General features: G+C 71.7%; 14 protein-coding genes, 1 tRNA gene and 1 pseudogene. 6 read left to right on the top strand and 10 right to left on the bottom strand.

Going from position 1 to position 16,884, the window contains the following annotated elements; translation table 11 throughout:
- The 4 genes from ABT085_RS30195 to ABT085_RS30180 form a co-directional block, all read right to left on the bottom strand.
- Window positions 1-378 (bottom strand): PTS sugar transporter subunit IIA (locus ABT085_RS30195; protein ID WP_351614807.1); only part of this gene is annotated, 378 nt, incomplete at its 3' end.
- Between the two features lie 97 nt (window positions 379-475).
- Window positions 476-1,423: a 1-phosphofructokinase gene (pfkB, locus tag ABT085_RS30190; RefSeq protein ID WP_351614805.1), complete on the bottom strand. Its 948-nt coding sequence runs from the start codon at window positions 1,421-1,423 to the stop codon at window positions 476-478.
- Entirely contained in the window at window positions 1,420-2,181 is a 762-nt protein-coding gene (locus tag ABT085_RS30185; protein WP_351614802.1) for a DeoR/GlpR family DNA-binding transcription regulator, read from the bottom strand. Before ABT085_RS30185 ends, pfkB begins: the two co-directional genes overlap by 4 nt.
- 285 nt (window positions 2,182-2,466) lie before the next feature.
- Window positions 2,467-4,017, bottom strand: a complete 1,551-nt coding sequence (locus ABT085_RS30180; protein WP_351614800.1) for an MFS transporter — start codon at window positions 4,015-4,017, stop codon at window positions 2,467-2,469.
- 62 nt (window positions 4,018-4,079) lie between these two features.
- Between ABT085_RS30180 and ABT085_RS30175 the strand changes: the two genes are divergently transcribed.
- Window positions 4,080-5,045 carry a helix-turn-helix transcriptional regulator gene (locus tag ABT085_RS30175; RefSeq protein ID WP_351614797.1) on the top strand — a complete coding sequence of 322 codons (966 nt, stop codon included), beginning with the start codon at window positions 4,080-4,082 and terminating at the stop codon, window positions 5,043-5,045.
- Between the two features lie 25 nt (window positions 5,046-5,070).
- Here the strand turns inward: ABT085_RS30175 and ABT085_RS30170 are convergent, their stop codons facing one another.
- Both ABT085_RS30170 and ABT085_RS30165 read right to left on the bottom strand, forming a co-directional pair.
- Complete coding sequence (locus tag ABT085_RS30170; RefSeq protein WP_502982832.1) at window positions 5,071-5,805, bottom strand: TetR/AcrR family transcriptional regulator; 735 nt, start codon at window positions 5,803-5,805, stop codon at window positions 5,071-5,073.
- A gap of 491 nt (window positions 5,806-6,296) precedes the next feature.
- Entirely contained in the window at window positions 6,297-7,295 is a 999-nt protein-coding gene (locus ABT085_RS30165; RefSeq protein WP_351614790.1) for a sigma-70 family RNA polymerase sigma factor, read from the bottom strand.
- A 199-nt stretch (window positions 7,296-7,494) separates the two neighbouring features.
- Here ABT085_RS30165 and ABT085_RS30160 point away from each other — a divergent pair.
- Window positions 7,495-7,758: pseudogene (locus ABT085_RS30160) on the top strand (GNAT family N-acetyltransferase); the annotation flags it as partial.
- A gap of 68 nt (window positions 7,759-7,826) precedes the next feature.
- Here ABT085_RS30160 and ABT085_RS30155 read toward each other — a convergent pair.
- Window positions 7,827-8,618 carry a dioxygenase family protein gene (locus tag ABT085_RS30155; protein WP_351614786.1) on the bottom strand — a complete coding sequence of 264 codons (792 nt, stop codon included), beginning with the start codon at window positions 8,616-8,618 and terminating at the stop codon, window positions 7,827-7,829.
- A gap of 100 nt (window positions 8,619-8,718) precedes the next feature.
- On the opposite strand from ABT085_RS30155, the gene ABT085_RS30150 reads away from it, so the two are divergent.
- Window positions 8,719-9,249: a MarR family winged helix-turn-helix transcriptional regulator gene (locus ABT085_RS30150; RefSeq protein WP_351614779.1), complete on the top strand. Its 531-nt coding sequence runs from the start codon at window positions 8,719-8,721 to the stop codon at window positions 9,247-9,249.
- A gap of 129 nt (window positions 9,250-9,378) precedes the next feature.
- Here ABT085_RS30150 and ABT085_RS30145 read toward each other — a convergent pair whose 3' ends face one another.
- Window positions 9,379-10,914: an MFS transporter gene (locus ABT085_RS30145; protein ID WP_351614777.1), complete on the bottom strand. Its 1,536-nt coding sequence runs from the start codon at window positions 10,912-10,914 to the stop codon at window positions 9,379-9,381.
- A 272-nt stretch (window positions 10,915-11,186) separates the two neighbouring features.
- Window positions 11,187-11,831, bottom strand: a complete 645-nt coding sequence (locus tag ABT085_RS30140; RefSeq protein WP_351614810.1) for a TetR/AcrR family transcriptional regulator — start codon at window positions 11,829-11,831, stop codon at window positions 11,187-11,189.
- Between the two features lie 326 nt (window positions 11,832-12,157).
- Here ABT085_RS30140 and ABT085_RS30135 point away from each other — a divergent pair, with 326 nt between their 5' ends.
- The 3 genes from ABT085_RS30135 to ABT085_RS30125 all read left to right on the top strand — a co-directional run bounded on the left by ABT085_RS30135 (window position 12,158) and on the right by ABT085_RS30125 (window position 15,494).
- Complete coding sequence (locus tag ABT085_RS30135) at window positions 12,158-13,441, top strand: M6 family metalloprotease domain-containing protein (RefSeq protein ID WP_351614774.1); 1,284 nt, start codon at window positions 12,158-12,160, stop codon at window positions 13,439-13,441.
- A 197-nt stretch (window positions 13,442-13,638) separates the two neighbouring features.
- The gene (locus tag ABT085_RS30130; RefSeq protein WP_351614771.1) at window positions 13,639-15,357 is read left to right on the top strand and encodes an IclR family transcriptional regulator domain-containing protein; all 1,719 of its coding nucleotides are present in this window, start codon (window positions 13,639-13,641) and stop codon (window positions 15,355-15,357) included.
- 64 nt (window positions 15,358-15,421) lie between these two features.
- Window positions 15,422-15,494 (top strand) — tRNA-Arg (locus ABT085_RS30125).
- Between the two features lie 71 nt (window positions 15,495-15,565).
- Here ABT085_RS30125 and ABT085_RS30120 read toward each other — a convergent pair.
- Complete coding sequence (locus ABT085_RS30120; protein WP_351614768.1) at window positions 15,566-16,717, bottom strand: tyrosine-type recombinase/integrase; 1,152 nt, start codon at window positions 16,715-16,717, stop codon at window positions 15,566-15,568.
- Window positions 16,718-16,884 lie beyond the last annotated feature (167 nt).

Below are 16,884 nucleotides of genomic sequence, written 5' to 3'. Positions count from 1 at the left end.
GAACTCCTCGTTCATCAACTGCCTGGCCAGCGAGGACAGGATCGTCAGATGGGCGTCGTCGGCGCCGGCCGGCGCCGCGATCAGGAAGATCAGGTCGGCCGGGCCGTCCGCCGCGCCGAAGTCGATCCCGGCCGGGCTGCGTCCGAAGGCGAGCGTCGGCTCGGTGACGTGCGCGCTGCGGCAGTGCGGGATGCCGATGCCGCCGTCGAGCCCGGTGGGCATCTGGGCCTCGCGGGCGGCGACGTCGGCGAGGAAGCCCTCCAGGTCGGTCACCCGGCCCCGGGCGGCCATGCGCTCGGCGAGGGCGCGTGCCGCCGCTTCCTTGGTGTCGGCGGACAGGTCGAGGTCGACCAGGTCCGCGGTGATCAGGTCGCTCATCGCGGGCTCCTTCGCACGCGTATCGCCCGGGAGGTGAGCCGGACGCGCAGGGGGACGGGGGTGGTGTGAGGGAAGGCGGGGGCGGCGGGGCGGGGGTTCACGACACCGGCTCCGTCAGCTCGCGGTCCGTGGGGACCTCGGTCGCGACCGTCACCGCCGCCGGGGACAGGTCAGCCGGGGTGGGCATGACGCTGCCGGGCATTCGGACGGCGGCCGCGCCGTGCGCGACGGCCGAGGCGAGCGCCTGCGGGCCGCTGCCGCCGGCGATCAGGAAGCCGGCCAGCGAGGCGTCACCGGCGCCCACGTTGCTGCGTACGACGTCGACCCGCGCGTCGGCGAACCAGGCGCCCTCGGCGTCCACGAGCAGCTGCCCGTCGGCGCCGAGGCTCGCGAGCACGGCGCCGGCGCCCCTCACGCGCAGTTCCTCGGCGGCCTTCAGCGCGTCGCCCACGGTCGACAGGGGGCGCCCGACGGCCTCGGCGAGTTCCTCGGCGTTCGGCTTCACCACGTCGGGCCGCTCGCGCAGCGCCTCCAGCAGCGCGGGGCCCGAGGTGTCCAGGGCGATCCGCGCCCCCGCGGCGTGGGCACGCGCGACCAGGTCGGCGTACCAGGACGGCGTGAGACCTCGGGGCAGGCTCCCGCAGCAGGCGATCCAGTCTGCGTCGCCCGACTGCTCGCGCACCGTCTCCAGCAGCAGTTCCTGCTCGGCGGGCGACAGTTCGGGACCCGGCGCGTTGATTTTCGTCAGCACGCCGTCCGCCTCGGCCAGGGCGATGTTCGAGCGGGTGGCACCGGCGACCGGGACCCGGGCGACCTCGATGCCCTGTGCGTCGAGGAGTTCGGCGACGAGCGCGCCCGGCGCGCCTCCCAGAGGCAGCACGGCGACCGTGCGCCGCCCGGCGGCCGCGACGGCGCGCGAGACGTTCACGCCCTTGCCGCCGGGGTCCATGCGCTCGCCGGTGGCGCGGATGACGTCGCCGCGCTCCAGCGAGGGCACCTCGTACGTGCGGTCGAGGGACGGGTTGGGGGTGACGGTGAGGATCATGTGCGCACCACTTCCGTGCCGCCGCGCTCGATGACGGCGGCGTCCTCGGGGCCGAGCCCGCTGTCGGTGATCAGCAGATCGACGTCGCCCAGGGCGCCGAAGCGGGCGAAGTGCTCCTGCCCGTGCTTGGCGGAGTCGGCCAGCAGCACCACGCGGCGGGCGGCGGCGATCGCGGCCCGCTTCACCGCGGCCTCGGCCAGGTCGGGGGTGGTCAGACCGTGCTCGGCGGAGAAGCCGTTGGCGGCCACGAAGAGGACGTCGGCCCGGATCTCGCCGTACGCGCGCAGCGCCCAGGCGTCGACGGCGGCGCGGGTACGGTGCCGTACGCGCCCGCCGACGAGGTGGAGCTGGATGCCGGGGTGGTCCGCGAGGCGGGCCGCGATCGGCAGGCTGTGGGTGACGACGGTGAGCGAGGCGTCCAGCGGGACGGCCGCGGCGAGGCGGGCGACCGTCGTACCGGCGTCGAGGATCACCGTTCCCTCGACCGGCAGTTCCGTGAGGGCCGCCTTGGCGATGAGGTCCTTCTCGTCCGCCGAGGTGGACTCGCGCTCGGCCAGGTCGGGCTCGAAGTCGAGGCGTCCGGCCGGTATGGCGCCACCGTGGACCCGGCGGACCAGGCCCGCGCGGTCGAGGGCCTTCAGATCGCGGCGGATCGTTTCCGCGGTGACCTGGAACTCCTCGGCGAGGGACAGCACGTCCACCCGGCCGCCGTCACGGGCGAGCCGCAGGATCTCCTGCTGTCGCTCCGGTGCGTACATGTCCGTTCGCCTCCGACTGATGCCCGAATCTGTGGTTTCACTGGGACACTACGTCCGGATTTCCGGAAAGTAAACAGGTTCGGGCATCAGTCGGACGCAAACGGGCTTCCGGGCGGGCTTCCAGGTCAGCTTCCAGGGCTTCCGCGACGCTCGCCGCGGGGCTCGCCGTAGGGCCGGAGAGACGGAAACGGCGGCGCCCGGAGGAACCGGGGACGGCGGCGCCGGGAAAACCGGGACGGCGGCGCCCGCAGGCACCGCCGTCCGGTCCGGATCGAGACCGGTGGCTCAGGACACCAGCTCCGAGGCGGGTGCCGACGCGGACACCGGCTCCGGCCCCCGCTCCTGCTCCGCCGTGCCGGAGTCCGGCTCCGGCGCGCCCTCCACGTGCTGCGCCGGCCGCTTCGGCAGAGCGAACATCAGCAGGAAGATCACGGCCATCACCACGGCCACCCAGACCAGCGCGTGCTGGAAGGCGTTCACGAACGCCGGTCCCACCTGGTCCGCGGTCAGCCGGTCGCCGATCTCGCCGAAGAAGACCACCGACACCAGCCCGAGCCCCAGCGCGTTGCCCATCTGCTGGACGGTGTTGATGAGCCCGGACGCCGAACCCGAGTGCTCGCGCGGCACCTCCGACAGCACCGCGTCCGTCAGCGGCGCGACGATCAGGCCCATGCCCAGCCCCATCACGACCAGCGGCAGCGCCATCTGCCAGGAGGCGATGCCGAGCCCGTACCGCTCGGACTCGCCGATGTAGATCAGCACACCCACGCCCATCAGCAGCGCGCCCGCCTGGAGCACCTTGCGTCCGAAGCGCGGCACCAGCTGCTGCACCGACAGGCCCGCCGCCACCGACACCGCGATCGAGAAGGGCACCCCGGTCAGGCCCGCCCGCAGCGGCCTCCAGCCCAGCCCGATCTGCATGTACAGCGTCCAGACCAGGAAGAAGATGCCGAGCGCGACACCGAACACGGTCTGCACGGCGATGCCGGCCGCGAAGCTCTTCACCCGGAACAGCGACAGCTCGACCAGCGGGGAGCCGTCCTTAGCGGACTTGCGCCGCTCGTACGCCACCAGCGCCCCGAAGACGACGAGCGAGCCCGCCATCGAGACGTATCCCCACACCGGCCAGCCCAGCTCACGCCCGCGGGTCAGCGGATAGAGCAGCATCAGCAGGCCCAGCGTCACCAGTACGACGCCGACCAGGTCCAGCTTGAGGGCCCTGGGCGCCTTGGACTCGGTGATGAAGCGGTGGCCGAGGAGCAGGCCCGCGATGCCGACCGGCAGGTTGATGAGGAAGATCGGGCGCCATTCGAGACCGAAGAGGTTCCACTCCGTCAGCAGCGCGCCGAGCAGCGGCCCGGAGACCGCGCCCAGTCCGACGATCGCGCCGAACAGCCCGAACACCTTGCCCCGCTCATGGGCCGGGAAGGTGGCGTGCACGATGGACAGGACCTGCGGCACCATCATCGCCGCCATGCCGCCCTGGAGGATCCGGGAGGCGACCAGCATCTCCGGGTTCGCGGCGAAGCCGCACAGCGCGGACGCGATCGTGAACCCGCCGATGCCGACGAGGAACAGCCGCTTGCGGCCGTGGATGTCGCCGAGGCGGCCGCCCGTGACGAGCCCGGCGGCGAAGGCCAGCGCGTAGCCCGCGGTGATCCACTGGATCTGGCTGAAGGTCGCGCCCGCGTCCTTCTGGATGGACGGGATGGCGATGTTGACGATGGTGACGTCGACAAGGTCCATGAACGCGGCGGTCATCACGATCGCGAGGGCGAACCAGCGGCGCCGGTCACCCGCGGGCTGAGCGGTGGGTGGGGTCTCGGTGGAGGTCATACCCGCAACCTAGGCCCGTATTAGGTCAGATCATGTCCTAGTTGTACGGCATCCTCGCACTTATGACGACGGACACTCCGGCCCGGCTTCTCCAGCTCCTCTCCCTCCTCCAGACGCCCCGCGAATGGCCCGGCGGCGAGCTCGCCGACCGGCTCGGGGTGTCCCGGCGCACGGTCCGGCGCGACATCGACCGGCTGCGCGAACTCGGCTATCCCGTGCAGGCGAGCAAGGGCGCCGACGGCGGCTACCGGCTGGTCGCGGGCAAGGCGATGCCGCCGCTCGTGCTCGACGACGAGGAGGCGGTGGCGATCGCGGTGGGGCTGCGCGCGGGCGCCGGGCACGCGCTGGAGGGCGTCGACGAGGCATCGGTGCGGGCGCTGGCCAAGCTGGAGCAGGTGCTGCCGTCCCGGCTGCGCCACCGGGTGGCCACCCTCCAGGCCGCGACCACTCCGCTGACCAGCGGGGACGGTGCGACCATCGCGCCCGAGACGCTGACCGTCATCGCCTCGACGGTGGCCGGGGGCGAGCGGCTGCGGTTCGCCTACCGGGCCGCGGACGGCACCGGGTCCCGGCGGCTCACCGAGCCCTACCGGCTGGTGTCGACGGGACGGCGCTGGTACCTGGTCGCGTACGACCTCGACCGTGCCGACTGGCGTACGTTCCGGGTCGACCGGGTGAGCGAGCCGGTCGCGACGGGAGCGCGGTTCGCCGCGCGGGAGCTGCCCACCGGGAGCGCGGCGGAATACCTGCGCCGGTCGATCCGGCGGCGGCAGGAGACGTACGCCTTCGAGGCCGTCTTCGCCGCGCCGCCCGAGGCCGTCGCGGCGAAGCTGCCGGCCTGGTTCGCCCCGCCGGAGCCGACGGAGGCGGGCGGCTGCCGGGTGCGGGGCACGACCGGCGATCCGATGGAGTGGCTGGCGATGCGGCTGGCGGTCCTGGGATACGAGTTCGAGGTCCGCGAACCGGCGGAACTGGCGGCGTTCGTGAGGGAGCTGGGCGGACGCCTGGTCCGGGCCGGGGGCGGGTGAGCCACCGCCCGCCCCACCGCCCGTCCTAGCGCACGTCGTCCCAGGAGAAGCCGCGCAGCACCGTGAGGTTGCCCAGCGCCAGTGCCGCCGGTCCCTCCGCCGAGGCCGGCGCCGCGTTCCCCGCCGCCCAGACCTCGACCGCCACACGGACCGCGGCACTCGCGGTGGCGGCGGCGAAGCGCAGTCTCGGGGACGCGGTGAGCCGGATGGCAACGATGTCGTCGCCCTGGGCCAGCCGTCGCGCCAGGATCTCCGTCAGCTCGCTCTCCGCGTCGTGGCAGACCTCCGCCCACACCTTCCGCAGGGCCGGGCCGTCCTCGGCCAGCCGGATCAGGGTCCGGGCCCACTCCCAGGAGACCGCCGACACCCCGGCGCCGGGGGTCAGCGTCGCGCGCACCGCGTGTTCGAGGGCCTGCGGCAGCGACAGCCCGGCCGGGGCCTCGCGTACCGCTTCCGCCCAGTGCCGCGCGCCCGCCGTGTACAGGGGGGCGACGGCCTCTTCCTTGGTGGCGAAGTAGCGGTAGAACGTGCGCGGGGCGATCCCGGCGGCCTGGGCGATGTCCTCGGCGCGGGTGGCGCGCAGCCCGCGTGTCGCGAAGAGACGTGCCGCCGCACGGGCGATCTCCATCCGCGTCGCCGCCTTGCGCCGCTCGGTCAGCGAGGGAGCGGACGAAGCCGTGGAGGAGCCGGCGGAAGCGGAACGAGCGGAGGGGGACGAACAGGAGGAGGCGGGCGGAGCTGGTGCAGGGGTGGTACTCACGTTCGGCAGGCTATGCCCATGTGGCACAATCTGCCATTCGGCGGGCCACCCCGGAGTTCAGGTACGGGGTGCCCCGCCTTTCCAGCGTGCGCACATCCGGAAGCCGTTGAGCGGGCGCGCGTCCGGCGGCTTCCTGCCGGAAGCGTCCGGCCGTTTCCCTCGGAGGGGACGAGCCGGGCTCCGGCACCCGGGGGGATGGGCGCCGAAGCCCGACTCTGGGAAAGTCCCGGCGCCGGGGGGGATTGCGTCGGGACATGGCTCATCGGCGCGAGGACGGACCCCCAGGCCGCCCCGCGGGGCCCGAACTCCCGTGCCCGGGAGTCTTGTTCCCGGGGCCCTGCGCGTTGAAGCGGCGATACGTCGCCATGTTTGCGCGGGCTTTCGCCACCCGGCGTACGACCCCAGCGCATGGACCTGGGCGCCCACATCTGGTGAACACCCCGGCATGCGCCGGGCGGTGCGTACGCCGACAGGCGAAGGCCCGCACCGCGTCACGCCGCCGCGTCGAACCCGGTGTCGCGCGCCAGCTTCTTCAGTTCGAGGAGCGCGTGCTTCTCGATCTGGCGGATGCGTTCGCGCGTCAGGCCGTGCTCCTTGCCGACCTCGGTGAGCGTGCGCTCGCGCCCGTCCTCGATGCCGTAACGCATCTTGATGATGGAGGCCGTGCGCTGGTCGAGACGGCCGATCAGGCCGTCCAGCTCCTCGCTGCGCAGCAGCGTGAGGACGGACTGCTCCGGCGACACCGCCGAGGTGTCCTCCAGGAGATCGCCGAACTGGGTGTCGCCGTCGTCGTCGACCGACATGTTCAGCGAGACCGGGTCACGGGCCCAGTCGAGCACGTCGATGACACGCTCCGGCGTCGAGCCGAGCTCGGCGGCGATCTCCGCGGGCTCCGGCTCGCGGCCGTTCTCGCGGTTGAACTCGCGCTGCACACGCCGGATCCGGCCCAGCTCCTCCACCAGGTGGACGGGGAGCCGGATGGTGCGGGACTGGTCCGCTATCGAGCGCGTGATCGCCTGACGGATCCACCAGGTCGCGTACGTCGAGAACTTGAAGCCCTTGCGGTAGTCGAACTTCTCGACCGCGCGCACCAGACCGGCGTTGCCTTCCTGGATCAGGTCGAGCAGGGGCAGTCCGCTGCGCGGGTAACGGCGCGCGACGGCGACGACCAGCCGGAGGTTGGAACGGATGAAGACGTCCTTGGCCCGTTCCCCGGCGGCGTCCAGCGCCTCCAGCTCCTCACGGGTGGCGTCCGTGTCGGACTCCGCCTCACCGTCGAGGACCTGCCGCGCGAACACACCCGCTTCAATGGTCTGGGACAGGTCGACTTCCTTGGCTGCGTCGAGCAGCGGTGTGCGCGCGATCTCGTCGAGATACATGCCGACCAGGTCGCGGTCGGCGATCTCGCCGCCATGGGTGCGAACACTGCTTGCCGCGTCGGCCGTCTCGCCGGTGGCGGACTTACGACGGGCGACGGCACGGGTTGCCATGCGTGCTCCCTTGCGATGGTGGGTGCGGATGGTCCTTCGGAGGCCTGACACCGCGCCCGGGACTCTCGCGGCTTTCTCCGGACTCTGCTCGGGTGCCCTGCATCCGATGGAAACAACGACTGGAATCAGGACAGAATTCCCAACCCGTCACCCTATTTTTCTGATCATGCAGTACCCTGTGCCACCGCGAAGGGGACCGATGCCGTCGGAACGCACAGAAGTCCAGGTCAGGCCGGGAATCGAGAGTGATCTCGAAGCCCTCGCGCCCCTCTGCGACCACCCTGTACGCGAGACGCCCATCACGTTCGATACCGCTGTCTTCACTCCGGAAGAGCGCCGCCCTTGGCTGCCCTCCCACCCTGAAGACGGTCCACACCGCCCGATGGTTGCCACGGAGACGGCCCCGAAAGGGATCTCACAGGAGATTCCGGATTGCGCCGCCTCCGGCCCCCACCGTCCGAAGGTCCTCCGACCGCACCGCCCGGAGGACCTCCGACCGCACGGGTGCGGCCGGACTCGCACCGCACAGGTTCAGCCGAACTGCACCGACCGCTTCGCCATGCCCAGCCAGAACCCGTCGATCACGGACCGCTGGTCGTCCAGCTCGCCGGCCACCTCCGCCGCGCCCATGGTCACGAACAGCGGGGCGAAGTGCTCGGTGCGCGGGTGGGCGTAACGGCCCGCCGGGGCCTTGTGGAGGAAGTCCAGCAGGGCGTCCCAGTCCCGCGCCTCCAGCGCCCGCCGGCCCCAGTCGTCGAACTCGGACGACCAGGTGGGCACCCCCGGGCCGGTGTGCCGCAGCGCGGCGAGGTTGTGGGTGAAGAAGCCGGAGCCGACGATCAGCACGCCCTCGTCGCGCAGCGGGGCGAGCCTGCGGCCGATCTCCATCAGCCGCGCCGGGTCGAGGGTCGGCAGGGAGACCTGGAGGACCGGGATGTCGGCGTCCGGGAACATCTCCACCAGCGGGACGTAGGCGCCGTGGTCGAGACCCCGGTCCGGGATGTCCTGCACGGGGGTGCCGGGGGCGCGCAGCAGCTTGCGGACCGACTCGGCGAGCCCGGGGGCGCCGGGTGCCTCGTACGTCACCTGGTAGTAGTGCTCCGGGAAGCCCCAGAAGTCGTAGACGAGCGGCACGGTCCGGGTCGCGCCGAGAGCCAGCGGGGCCTCCTCCCAGTGGGCGGAGACCATGAGGATCGCCTTGGGCCGCGGCAGGTCGGCGGACCAGGCGGCGAGCTGGCCGGGCCAGACCGGGTCGTCCGCGAGCGGCGGGGCGCCGTGGCTGAGGTAGAGGGCGGGCATGCGCTCCTGGGCGGCGGCGGACATGGCGACGACTCCTCCGATACTTGAACTCTAAAGCTATCTGTCGCCCAGACTAACCCCGCTTTGTTTAAATTTCAAGGACAACCCTCGTACAGTGGAGTACATGAACACGGCATCCGCGGCGCCCCCCGCCCCCTCCGCACGCGCCGACGAGCCCCAGTGGCTCACTCCCGAGGAGCAGCGCGTCTGGCGGTCCTATCTGCACGCCACCACGCTGCTGGAGGACCACCTCGACCGCCAGCTCCAGCGTGACGCGGGCATGCCGCACATCTACTACGGGCTGGTCGTCACGCTCGCCGAGGCGCCGGGGCGCCGACTGCGGATGACCGAGCTGGCCAAGAAGGCGAAGATCACCCGCTCCCGCCTCTCCCACGCGATCGCCCGCCTGGAGAAGAGCGGCTGGGTCCGGCGCGAGGACTGCCCCTCCGACAAGCGGGGCCAGTTCGCGGTGCTCACGGACGCGGGACTGGAGGTGCTGCGGCGCACCGCGCCGGGCCATGTGACGGCCGTACGGCAGGCGCTGTTCGACCGGCTGAGCCCGGAACAGCAGAAGTCCCTCGGCGAGATCATGAAGATCGTCGCCGAGGGACTCCAGCCGAACGAAGCAGGTGCGGACCTGCCCTGGCAGCGCTGAGCGGCCGGCTCCGAAGGCTCGCGCGGCGCCCGGCTCACACCGCCGGGGCGGGCCCGCGGGCGTGCGGACGAGACGTCCCCTTCCTCGTCCGCACGCGGGGCCCGAAGAGGTACGACGGGTCGGGCGCCGTCAGTGGGCGATCACCGGAACCGGCACCTCGTCCTCGGCACCCGCACCGCTGCCGCTCACCACGGTGGAGCCGGGACGGCCGGCGTTGACCAGGGTGAAGGCGATGGCCGCGGAGACCACCAGGATGCCGACGGCGAACCAGATGGCGCTGGTGTAGCCGTGCACCATGCCCTCCAGCTGGACCAGCTGCTGCTGCGGCTTGGACCCGGCGGAGGCGATGTGGTCCTTGATGTAGGACGTGGTCGCCGAGGCGGCGATCGTGTTCAGCAGGGCCGTGCCGATCGCACCGCCCACCTGCTGCGAGGTGTTGACCATCGCGGAGGCGACACCGGCGTCCCGCGCCTCGACGCCCTGGGTGGCCAGGGACATGGCCGGCATGAACGCCGTACCCATGCCGAGACCGAGGAGCAGCTGGGCCGGCAGGAGCAGGCCCGCGTACGAGGAGCCGATCTCCATCTGGGTCAGGATCAGCATGCCGAGCGCGGCGGTCAGGAAGCCGGGGCCCATGAGCAGCCGCGGCGGGACCCGGGTCATCAGGCGGGCGCCGATCTGGGTGGAGCCCGTGATCATGCCCACGATCATCGGCAGGAAGGCGAAGCCGGTCTTGACCGGCGAGAAGCCCTTCACGACCTGGAGGTAGTAGGTCAGGAAGAGGAACAGGCCGAACATCGCGATGACCGCGAGGCCGAGCGAGAGGTAGACGCCGCCGCGGTTGCGGTCGGTGACCACGCGCAGGGGCAGCAGCGGGGCCTTGACCTTGGACTCCACGAACACGAAGGACGCGAGCAGCACGGCCGCGGCGACGAACAGACCGATCGTCATGGAGCTGCTCCAGCCGTCGGACTCGGCGCGGGTGAAGCCGTAGACGAGGGAGACCAGGCCCAGGGTGGACAGCAGGACGCCCGGGATGTCGAGCGGCGAGCGGTTGCGGCCGCCGGCCGGCTCACGGATGACGAAGTACGCGCCCGCGGCGGCGACCACCGCGAACGGGATGTTCACAAAGAACGTCCAGCGCCAGTCCAGGTATTCGGTGAGGAAGCCGCCCAGGATCAGGCCGACGGCGCCGCCACCACCGGCGATGGCACCGTAGATGCCGAACGCCTTGGCACGCTCCTTGGCGTCGGTGAACATCACCGCGAGCAGGGAGAGCGCGGCGGGCGCGAGCAGCGCGCCGAAGGCACCCTGGAGGGCGCGGGCGCCGAGCAGCATGCCCTCGCTCTGCGCGGCACCGCCGAGGGCGGACGCGGTGGCGAAGCCGATCAGGCCGGTGACGAAGGTGCGCTTGCGGCCCCAGATGTCGGCGATCCGGCCGCCGAAGAGCAGCAGACCGCCGAAGGCCAGTGCGTAGGCGGTGATGACCCACTGGCGGTTGCCGTCGGAGATGCCCAGGTCCTGCTGGGCGGAGGGCAGCGCGATGTTCACGATGGTCGCGTCGAGGACGACCATCAGCTGGGCGAGCGCGATGAAGGCCAGCGCTTTCCAGCGGTTGGCGTGTGCGTCGGTCGCGTCTGCGACGCGCCGGGCTGTTTCAGACATGGGGGTACCCACTTCGGGACTTCGTGATGGAAAAAGGCAAGGAAAAGGGACGGACTGTCTGCACTGCTGCGTCAGACGGTCTTCAGATCAACGGTCTACGGGGCTACGGTCCGGTCTTCAGGTCAACGGACCACGGACCGGCGGGGTACGCGAGGTGTCGGCATCGTCGCCGCTGTCCCGCTGTCGCTATGGCATCGGTGTCGCTATGGGCATCGCTGTCGCTATGGCATCGGTGTCGCTGTGGCATCGGTGTCGCTGCCGGTGCAGCCGGCTCAGGCTTGGCGCAGATCCTCCAGAGTCACGGCGGCGCCCGGCAGGACGGAGCGGGCCGGGGCCCGCAGACCGTCCAGGAACATTTGCAGATGGCGGTGGACGAAGCGGTCCACGTTGAGGCATCCCGTACCGGCCGGAGGCCGGCTGAGCTGGGCCACGGCGACCATCAGATCGCCGACGCCCACGTCGGTACGGAGCTGCCCGGCCACCCTGGCCCGGTCCATGACCTCCCCGATGACCCCCTCGGCACGCTGCCGCGCGGCCTCCAGGTCGGGGTGGTGCTCGTCGAACGTGCTGGAGAACATCGGGCACAGCGCGCCGATCCGCTCGTCGGCGGCGGCGTGCACGAAGCGCTCCAGCGCCGCGAACGCGTCGCCGGTCTCGGCGAGCGCGATCTCACCGGCCCGTACCGTACGGTCCATCACCGAGCAGACGACCTCGCGGACGAGGGCGTCCCGATCGGGGAAGTTCCGGTACAGCGTGGCATTGCCGAGCCCGGCGCGGCGGGCGATGTCGTCGAGCGGCACGTCCGGCCCGAACTCCACGAACATCTCCCGGGCCGCCGCGACGATCCGCTCCCGGTTGCGCAGCGCGTCGGCGCGGGGCCGGGTGTGCTTGCGCTGCACGGGGATCGCGGTCTGCACGGCATGCTCCATCGGTCGAAGGTGACTGCGATCCGGGGAAGGTCTCCCCGTTTCGCGCGAACACAGGTCTAAACGGGGAGACGGTCCCCGGATATTTCCCGCCGCCGAAGAGTTTTCATGTGACCTGAGTCACGCACCCTCCGATCGCTCCGCACCCGCACCCGTCACCCGCACCCCATGTGGCCGCCGACACAGCCCACAGGTGCGCCTACCGGCGAGAAACCCACGATCGGCCCCTCCAGCGCGCGCGTGTCGGTCCACCGAATCAGGGTGATCGCAAGGGTGCAGCCTGGTTCCGGCGGCTGCCTGGAGCGAAGGGCACACGCATGCAGCCGCAGCCGCCCCGCCGTCGGATACGCCCGCACCGGGTGGCTGCTCTAGCGTCCGTGACCGCCCTGACCTTCGCGCTCAGCACGGCGGGCACCGGCCATCTCGTCCCCTCCACGCCGGCCGGGGCGGGCCCGATATCCCTGGCCCACGTCCCCGCCGCCCTCGGCCCGTGCATGATCAGCGGGGACAGGTCCATCCAGATGTCGGAGGGCGTCCCGACCATCAGCGGCTACTCCCGCTCCACCGGCACCGTCCACGCCCTGACCCTGATGGTCGACTTCTCCGACGCGCCGGGCCAGGGCCGCGCGATGGACCGCTTCCACGAGTTCTTCCCGCAGACCCAGAAGTGGTTCCGCACCAGCTCCTACGGCCGCCTCGACTACCGTCCCGAGACACCGATCACCCACTGGCTGCGCATGCCCAAGTCGTTCAAGGCGTACGGGATAGAGCGCGGCGCGCCGTTCGACCCCGGCTACCGCGACCTGGTCCAGGACATAGTGTCGAGCGCCGACCCGCACGTCGACTTCCGCTCGTACGACCTGCTGAACGTACTGGTGACCCCCAACGCCGGCCCCTCCGCCCTGGACACCGTCCTGTCGGTGACCTTCGCCGGCAACAAGGACGCGCCGGTCGCGGACGGCGTCCCGGTCGCCAACGCCTCCTTCGTCTACTCCCGCCAGGACGACGGCTCCGGCTCCTACGACCGCACCGGGTACCGCGTCCTGCCCCACGAGAACGGCCACGTCTTCGGCCTGCCCGACCTCTACACCCAGGAGGGCGGGGGCGCGGTCGGCCACTGGGACATCATGAGCGAGGACTGGGGGGCCGACAACGACCTGCTCGGCTGGCACAAGTGGAAGCTGGGCTGGCTGGACGTCTCCCAGGTCAGCTGCGCGACGCACCACGGCACGAACGAGTACGAGCTGACACCGCTGGCGCGCGCGGGCGGCCCGAAACTCGTCTTCGTCCCCCTCGACCGACGAAGCGGCTACGCCGTCGAACTGCGCACCCACGAGGGCAACGACGAGGCGGTCTGCCGCCCGGGCGTACTGATCTACAAGATCGACGCGTCGGTCGACACCGGCATGGGGCCGGTCACGGTGTCCGACTCCCGGCGCGACTCCGGCGGCTGCACCCGCAGCCCGAACGTCCAGGCCGAACTCTCCGACGCCCCCTTCGTCCCCGGCGAGGTCTTCAAGGACCCCAAGCACGGCATCCAGATCGCGATCGCGTCGGCGGACCTGGCGGGGCACTACCGGATCCGGGTGACACGGCAGTAGGACCCATACTCGGAGTACTAGGAGTACGCGCGGAGTACTCGGAGTACACACCGCGCCGCCCCGGCCGCCGCAGCACGACGCCCGCACCGCCCACGACGGCCCGGCAGGTGTCCCGGGCCCGCCCGGCCGTCACTCGACCGCATCGAACCGGACCGGGGCTACGGTGGGCCTGCCGCGAACGCCGTACCGGAGAACCGATGCCCGCGAACCCCAGGACCGAGGCCCACGGGGCCACCGGCACCGAAGCCGTCCCCCGTAACGGCGCCGACCCGGCCGCCGACACCGCCGTACCCGCCGAGGCCGTGACCCCGTTGCTGCGGGGCGTCGCGGTGCTGCGGCGGCTGACGGAGGCGGGCGGGACGCTCAGCCCGAGCGACCTGGAACGCGCAACCGGCCTCGCCCGCTCCACGGTCGACCGGATCACGGCCACTCTGGCCCGCATGGGCTACGTCCGCCTCGACGGACGCGACGTGGTCCTCGCCCCCCGGGTGATGGAACTGGGCAACGCCTACCTGGCGGCACTGCGGCTGCCCGCCCTGCTCGACGCCCGCGCCGACCGGCTGGCCGACGAGCTGGACGAGTCCGTCTCCCTGGCGGTGGCCGACCACGACGGCATCCGCTTCATCCACCAGGCCACCCGCCGCCGCGCGATGTCCCTGAGCTTCCGCATCGGCGACCTCCTCCCGGCCGAACGCACCGCGCCGGGCGCGCTGTTCGCCACGGAGTGGGACGCGGCGGACCGGCGGCGCCGGCACGAACGCCGGGCGGCGGACCCGGAGGACCGTGCCTTCCCGGCCGTACCGCCGCGCTCGCCCACCGCCCCGGACGACTTCGAACAGCGCGTCGGACAAGCCCGTGCGGACGGCTGGGCCCTGGACGACCAGCTGATCGAACCGGGCCTGGTGGCGGTCTCCCTCCCGGTACGCGACCCGCGCACCGGAAGGATCGCCTGCGCGGCGAGCGTGGTCAGCCACACCAGCCGGCACACCGCGACGGACCTGCGCGACAGGCTCCTGCCCCGGCTGCGCACGGCGGTGGCGGAGATGGAGGACGACCTGCGCACCGCGCCCGCACCGGCGCCCGGACCGGCCCCGGCGGGCCTGGCGACCTGGACGGGCGCGTCGAAACAGGAACTGGGCCGGGACTTCGTCGAGTCGCTGGCCCGCGGCCTGACCGTACTGACCGCCTTCGGCGAGGGCCGCGCCCGCCTGACGCTGACGGAGGTGGCGAAGGTGACGGGCCTGGCGCGGGCCACGGCCCGGCGGGCGCTGATCACCTACGAACACCTGGGCCTGGTGACGGCGAACACCGACCGCACCTTCGCCCTCACCCCCCGGGTCCTGTCGCTCGGCTTCCCGCCCCTGTCGCGTACGTCGCTCCCCCGCATCGCCCGGCCGCACATGGCCGAACTGGCCCACCGCGTCCACGAGTCGACGTCCCTGGCGGTGCTGACCGCCACCGGCACGGAGATCCAGTACACGGCCCGGGTGGCCACCAGCCATGTCATGAGCGTGGACATCACGGTGGGGACGCGGCTGCCCGCGTACGCGACGTCGACGGGCCGCGTCCTGCTGGCGGACGTGCCGGAGCCGGAGCGCGCCCCGGACGCCCTGCGCCTCCTCACCCCCCGGACGGTCACCGACCCGGCGCTCGTCGCCCGCACCCTGGCCGAGACCCGCGCGCAGGGCTACGCCCTGGTCGACGAGGAACTGGAGGAGGGCCTGCGCTCGCTCGCGGTCCCGGTCCGCGACCGGGCCGGCCGGGTCGTCGCCGCCCTCAACACGGCGACACACGTGGCCCGCCGCACGGTGGACCAGTGCCTGCACGATCTCCTGCCCGAACTGACCGCGACGGCCCACCGCATCGAGGCCGACCTCCACGTGGCAGGCCACTTCACCCGCATCCCCGTGGCCTGACCCCACACCCGCACCCAACAGATCCGGTACGCTGACGCCTGTGGCCCTGCACGGCCACGATCACGCCTTCGTAGCTCAGGGGATAGAGCACCGCTCTCCTAAAGCGGGTGTCGCAGGTTCGAATCCTGCCGGGGGCACAAGGGAAAAGGCCACCTAGGAACGTTCCTAGGTGGCCTTTGACATCCACTTCTGACATCAACGAGCACGGTCACTGACGACCGGGCCGCTTCCTGAGCAGCCGGTCCATGTGGCTCATGGCCTCGCGCTGGGTGTCCTGCACGACATGCGTGTACACGTCCATGGTGATGCTGATCTGCGAGTGCCCGAGGATCTCCATCACGACGCGGGGCGCGACTCCGGCCGCCGTAAGCAGGGTGGCGGTGCCGTGCCGAGCGTCATGCAGCCGGATCACGCGAAGGCCGGCGGACTCGGCGACACGGGTGAAGGAGCGGTAGACGTTCCGCGGCTCGACCTGACGGCCGGTGCGGGTGGTGAAGACGTAGCCCGACTCGTGCCACTGCTCCCCCGCCTTGGCGCGGGCGGCCGACTGCCGCATCCGGTGCCAGCGCAGCGGAGCGATGCAGAGCGCGGGCAACGGGACGACCCTGCGACGACGGCTCTTGGGATCGTCGTCGTAGAGGACACCGCGACGGCGCTGAGACTGCTGGCGGACGTAAAGGACCCGGTTGTCCAGGTCGAGATCCGACCAACGGAGGCCGATGATCTCGCCCCGACGGAGCCCCATAGCGATGGCGAGCACGAAGGCCGCGTAGAGCGGATCTCGTCGAGAGGCCGCGAGGAAGTCCAGCGTCTCGTCCAGCGTCCAGGGCTTCAGCTCACGGTTGTCCGTACGGGGCGGCTCGACGAGTTTGGCGACGTTGCGCGCGATTAGCTCCTCGCGGCAGGCCGAGGACAGAGCGGAACGCAGCACTCGGTGGGACTCCTTGGCCGTTGCCGCGGTGGTCTCCTTCTCCATCCGAATGAGGAAGCGACGGACGTCCGCGACGCCGAAGGATTCGAGCCGCTTCGAGCCGAGCAGCGGCACGAGGTAGAGCCGGACGTGGGCCTCGTACTTGTCGTACGTGCTGAGCTTCAGTCGAGGCTTGATCACGTTCTCCAGCCAGTACGGCAGCCACTCGGAGAGCTTGGCCGACCGGGTGGGCACGGGCACACCCTGGTCGACCTTGGCGAGCAGCTCGCGCCGCTTGGCGTCGCACTCGGCCCAGGTCTTGCCGTAGGCGAACTTGCGGGCCCGGGTGCCGTCCGGCTGGAGGACATAGACCGCGCACTGAAACCGACCGTCCTTGCGCTTGGTGATCGTGCCCGCCCCGTTGGGGTTGCGCTTGCGCTGGCTGGCCATCAGGCGGCCTCCTCGATCTGGCCGAGGACGAAGTCCCGTACGGCGTCGGCGGGGATGCGGCGCGCGCCGTCAGGGAGAGTGGTGGGTCGGGAGGGTGACCTATCGACCGAGGCCATGATCACTCGTGCCGACGCCGCTTGGTGATCTCCCACCAGGTTGCAAGTGCC

Source organism: Streptomyces sp. NPDC002265 (assembly GCF_040296125.1).
In the GTDB taxonomy this organism is placed as follows: domain Bacteria; phylum Actinomycetota; class Actinomycetes; order Streptomycetales; family Streptomycetaceae; genus Streptomyces.
This window is presented reverse-complemented; position numbering and strand designations above follow the sequence as displayed.

Excerpts from the sequence above, each read along its gene's own strand:
- pfkB (WP_351614805.1), bottom strand. The coding sequence starts at position 1,423 with ATGATCCTCACCGTCACCCCCAACCCGTCCCTCGACCGCACGTACGAG.
- ABT085_RS30185 (WP_351614802.1), bottom strand. The coding sequence starts at position 2,181 with ATGTACGCACCGGAGCGACAGCAGGAGATCCTGCGGCTCGCCCGTGAC.
- ABT085_RS30180 (WP_351614800.1), bottom strand. The coding sequence starts at position 4,017 with ATGACCTCCACCGAGACCCCACCCACCGCTCAGCCCGCGGGTGACCGG.
- ABT085_RS30175 (WP_351614797.1), top strand. The coding sequence starts at position 4,080 with ATGACGACGGACACTCCGGCCCGGCTTCTCCAGCTCCTCTCCCTCCTC.
- ABT085_RS30165 (WP_351614790.1), bottom strand. The coding sequence starts at position 7,295 with ATGGCAACCCGTGCCGTCGCCCGTCGTAAGTCCGCCACCGGCGAGACG.
- ABT085_RS30155 (WP_351614786.1), bottom strand. The coding sequence starts at position 8,618 with ATGTCCGCCGCCGCCCAGGAGCGCATGCCCGCCCTCTACCTCAGCCAC.
- ABT085_RS30150 (WP_351614779.1), top strand. The coding sequence starts at position 8,719 with ATGAACACGGCATCCGCGGCGCCCCCCGCCCCCTCCGCACGCGCCGAC.
- ABT085_RS30145 (WP_351614777.1), bottom strand. The coding sequence starts at position 10,914 with ATGTCTGAAACAGCCCGGCGCGTCGCAGACGCGACCGACGCACACGCC.
- ABT085_RS30135 (WP_351614774.1), top strand. The coding sequence starts at position 12,158 with ATGCAGCCGCAGCCGCCCCGCCGTCGGATACGCCCGCACCGGGTGGCT.
- ABT085_RS30130 (WP_351614771.1), top strand. The coding sequence starts at position 13,639 with ATGCCCGCGAACCCCAGGACCGAGGCCCACGGGGCCACCGGCACCGAA.
- ABT085_RS30120 (WP_351614768.1), bottom strand. The coding sequence starts at position 16,717 with ATGGCCAGCCAGCGCAAGCGCAACCCCAACGGGGCGGGCACGATCACC.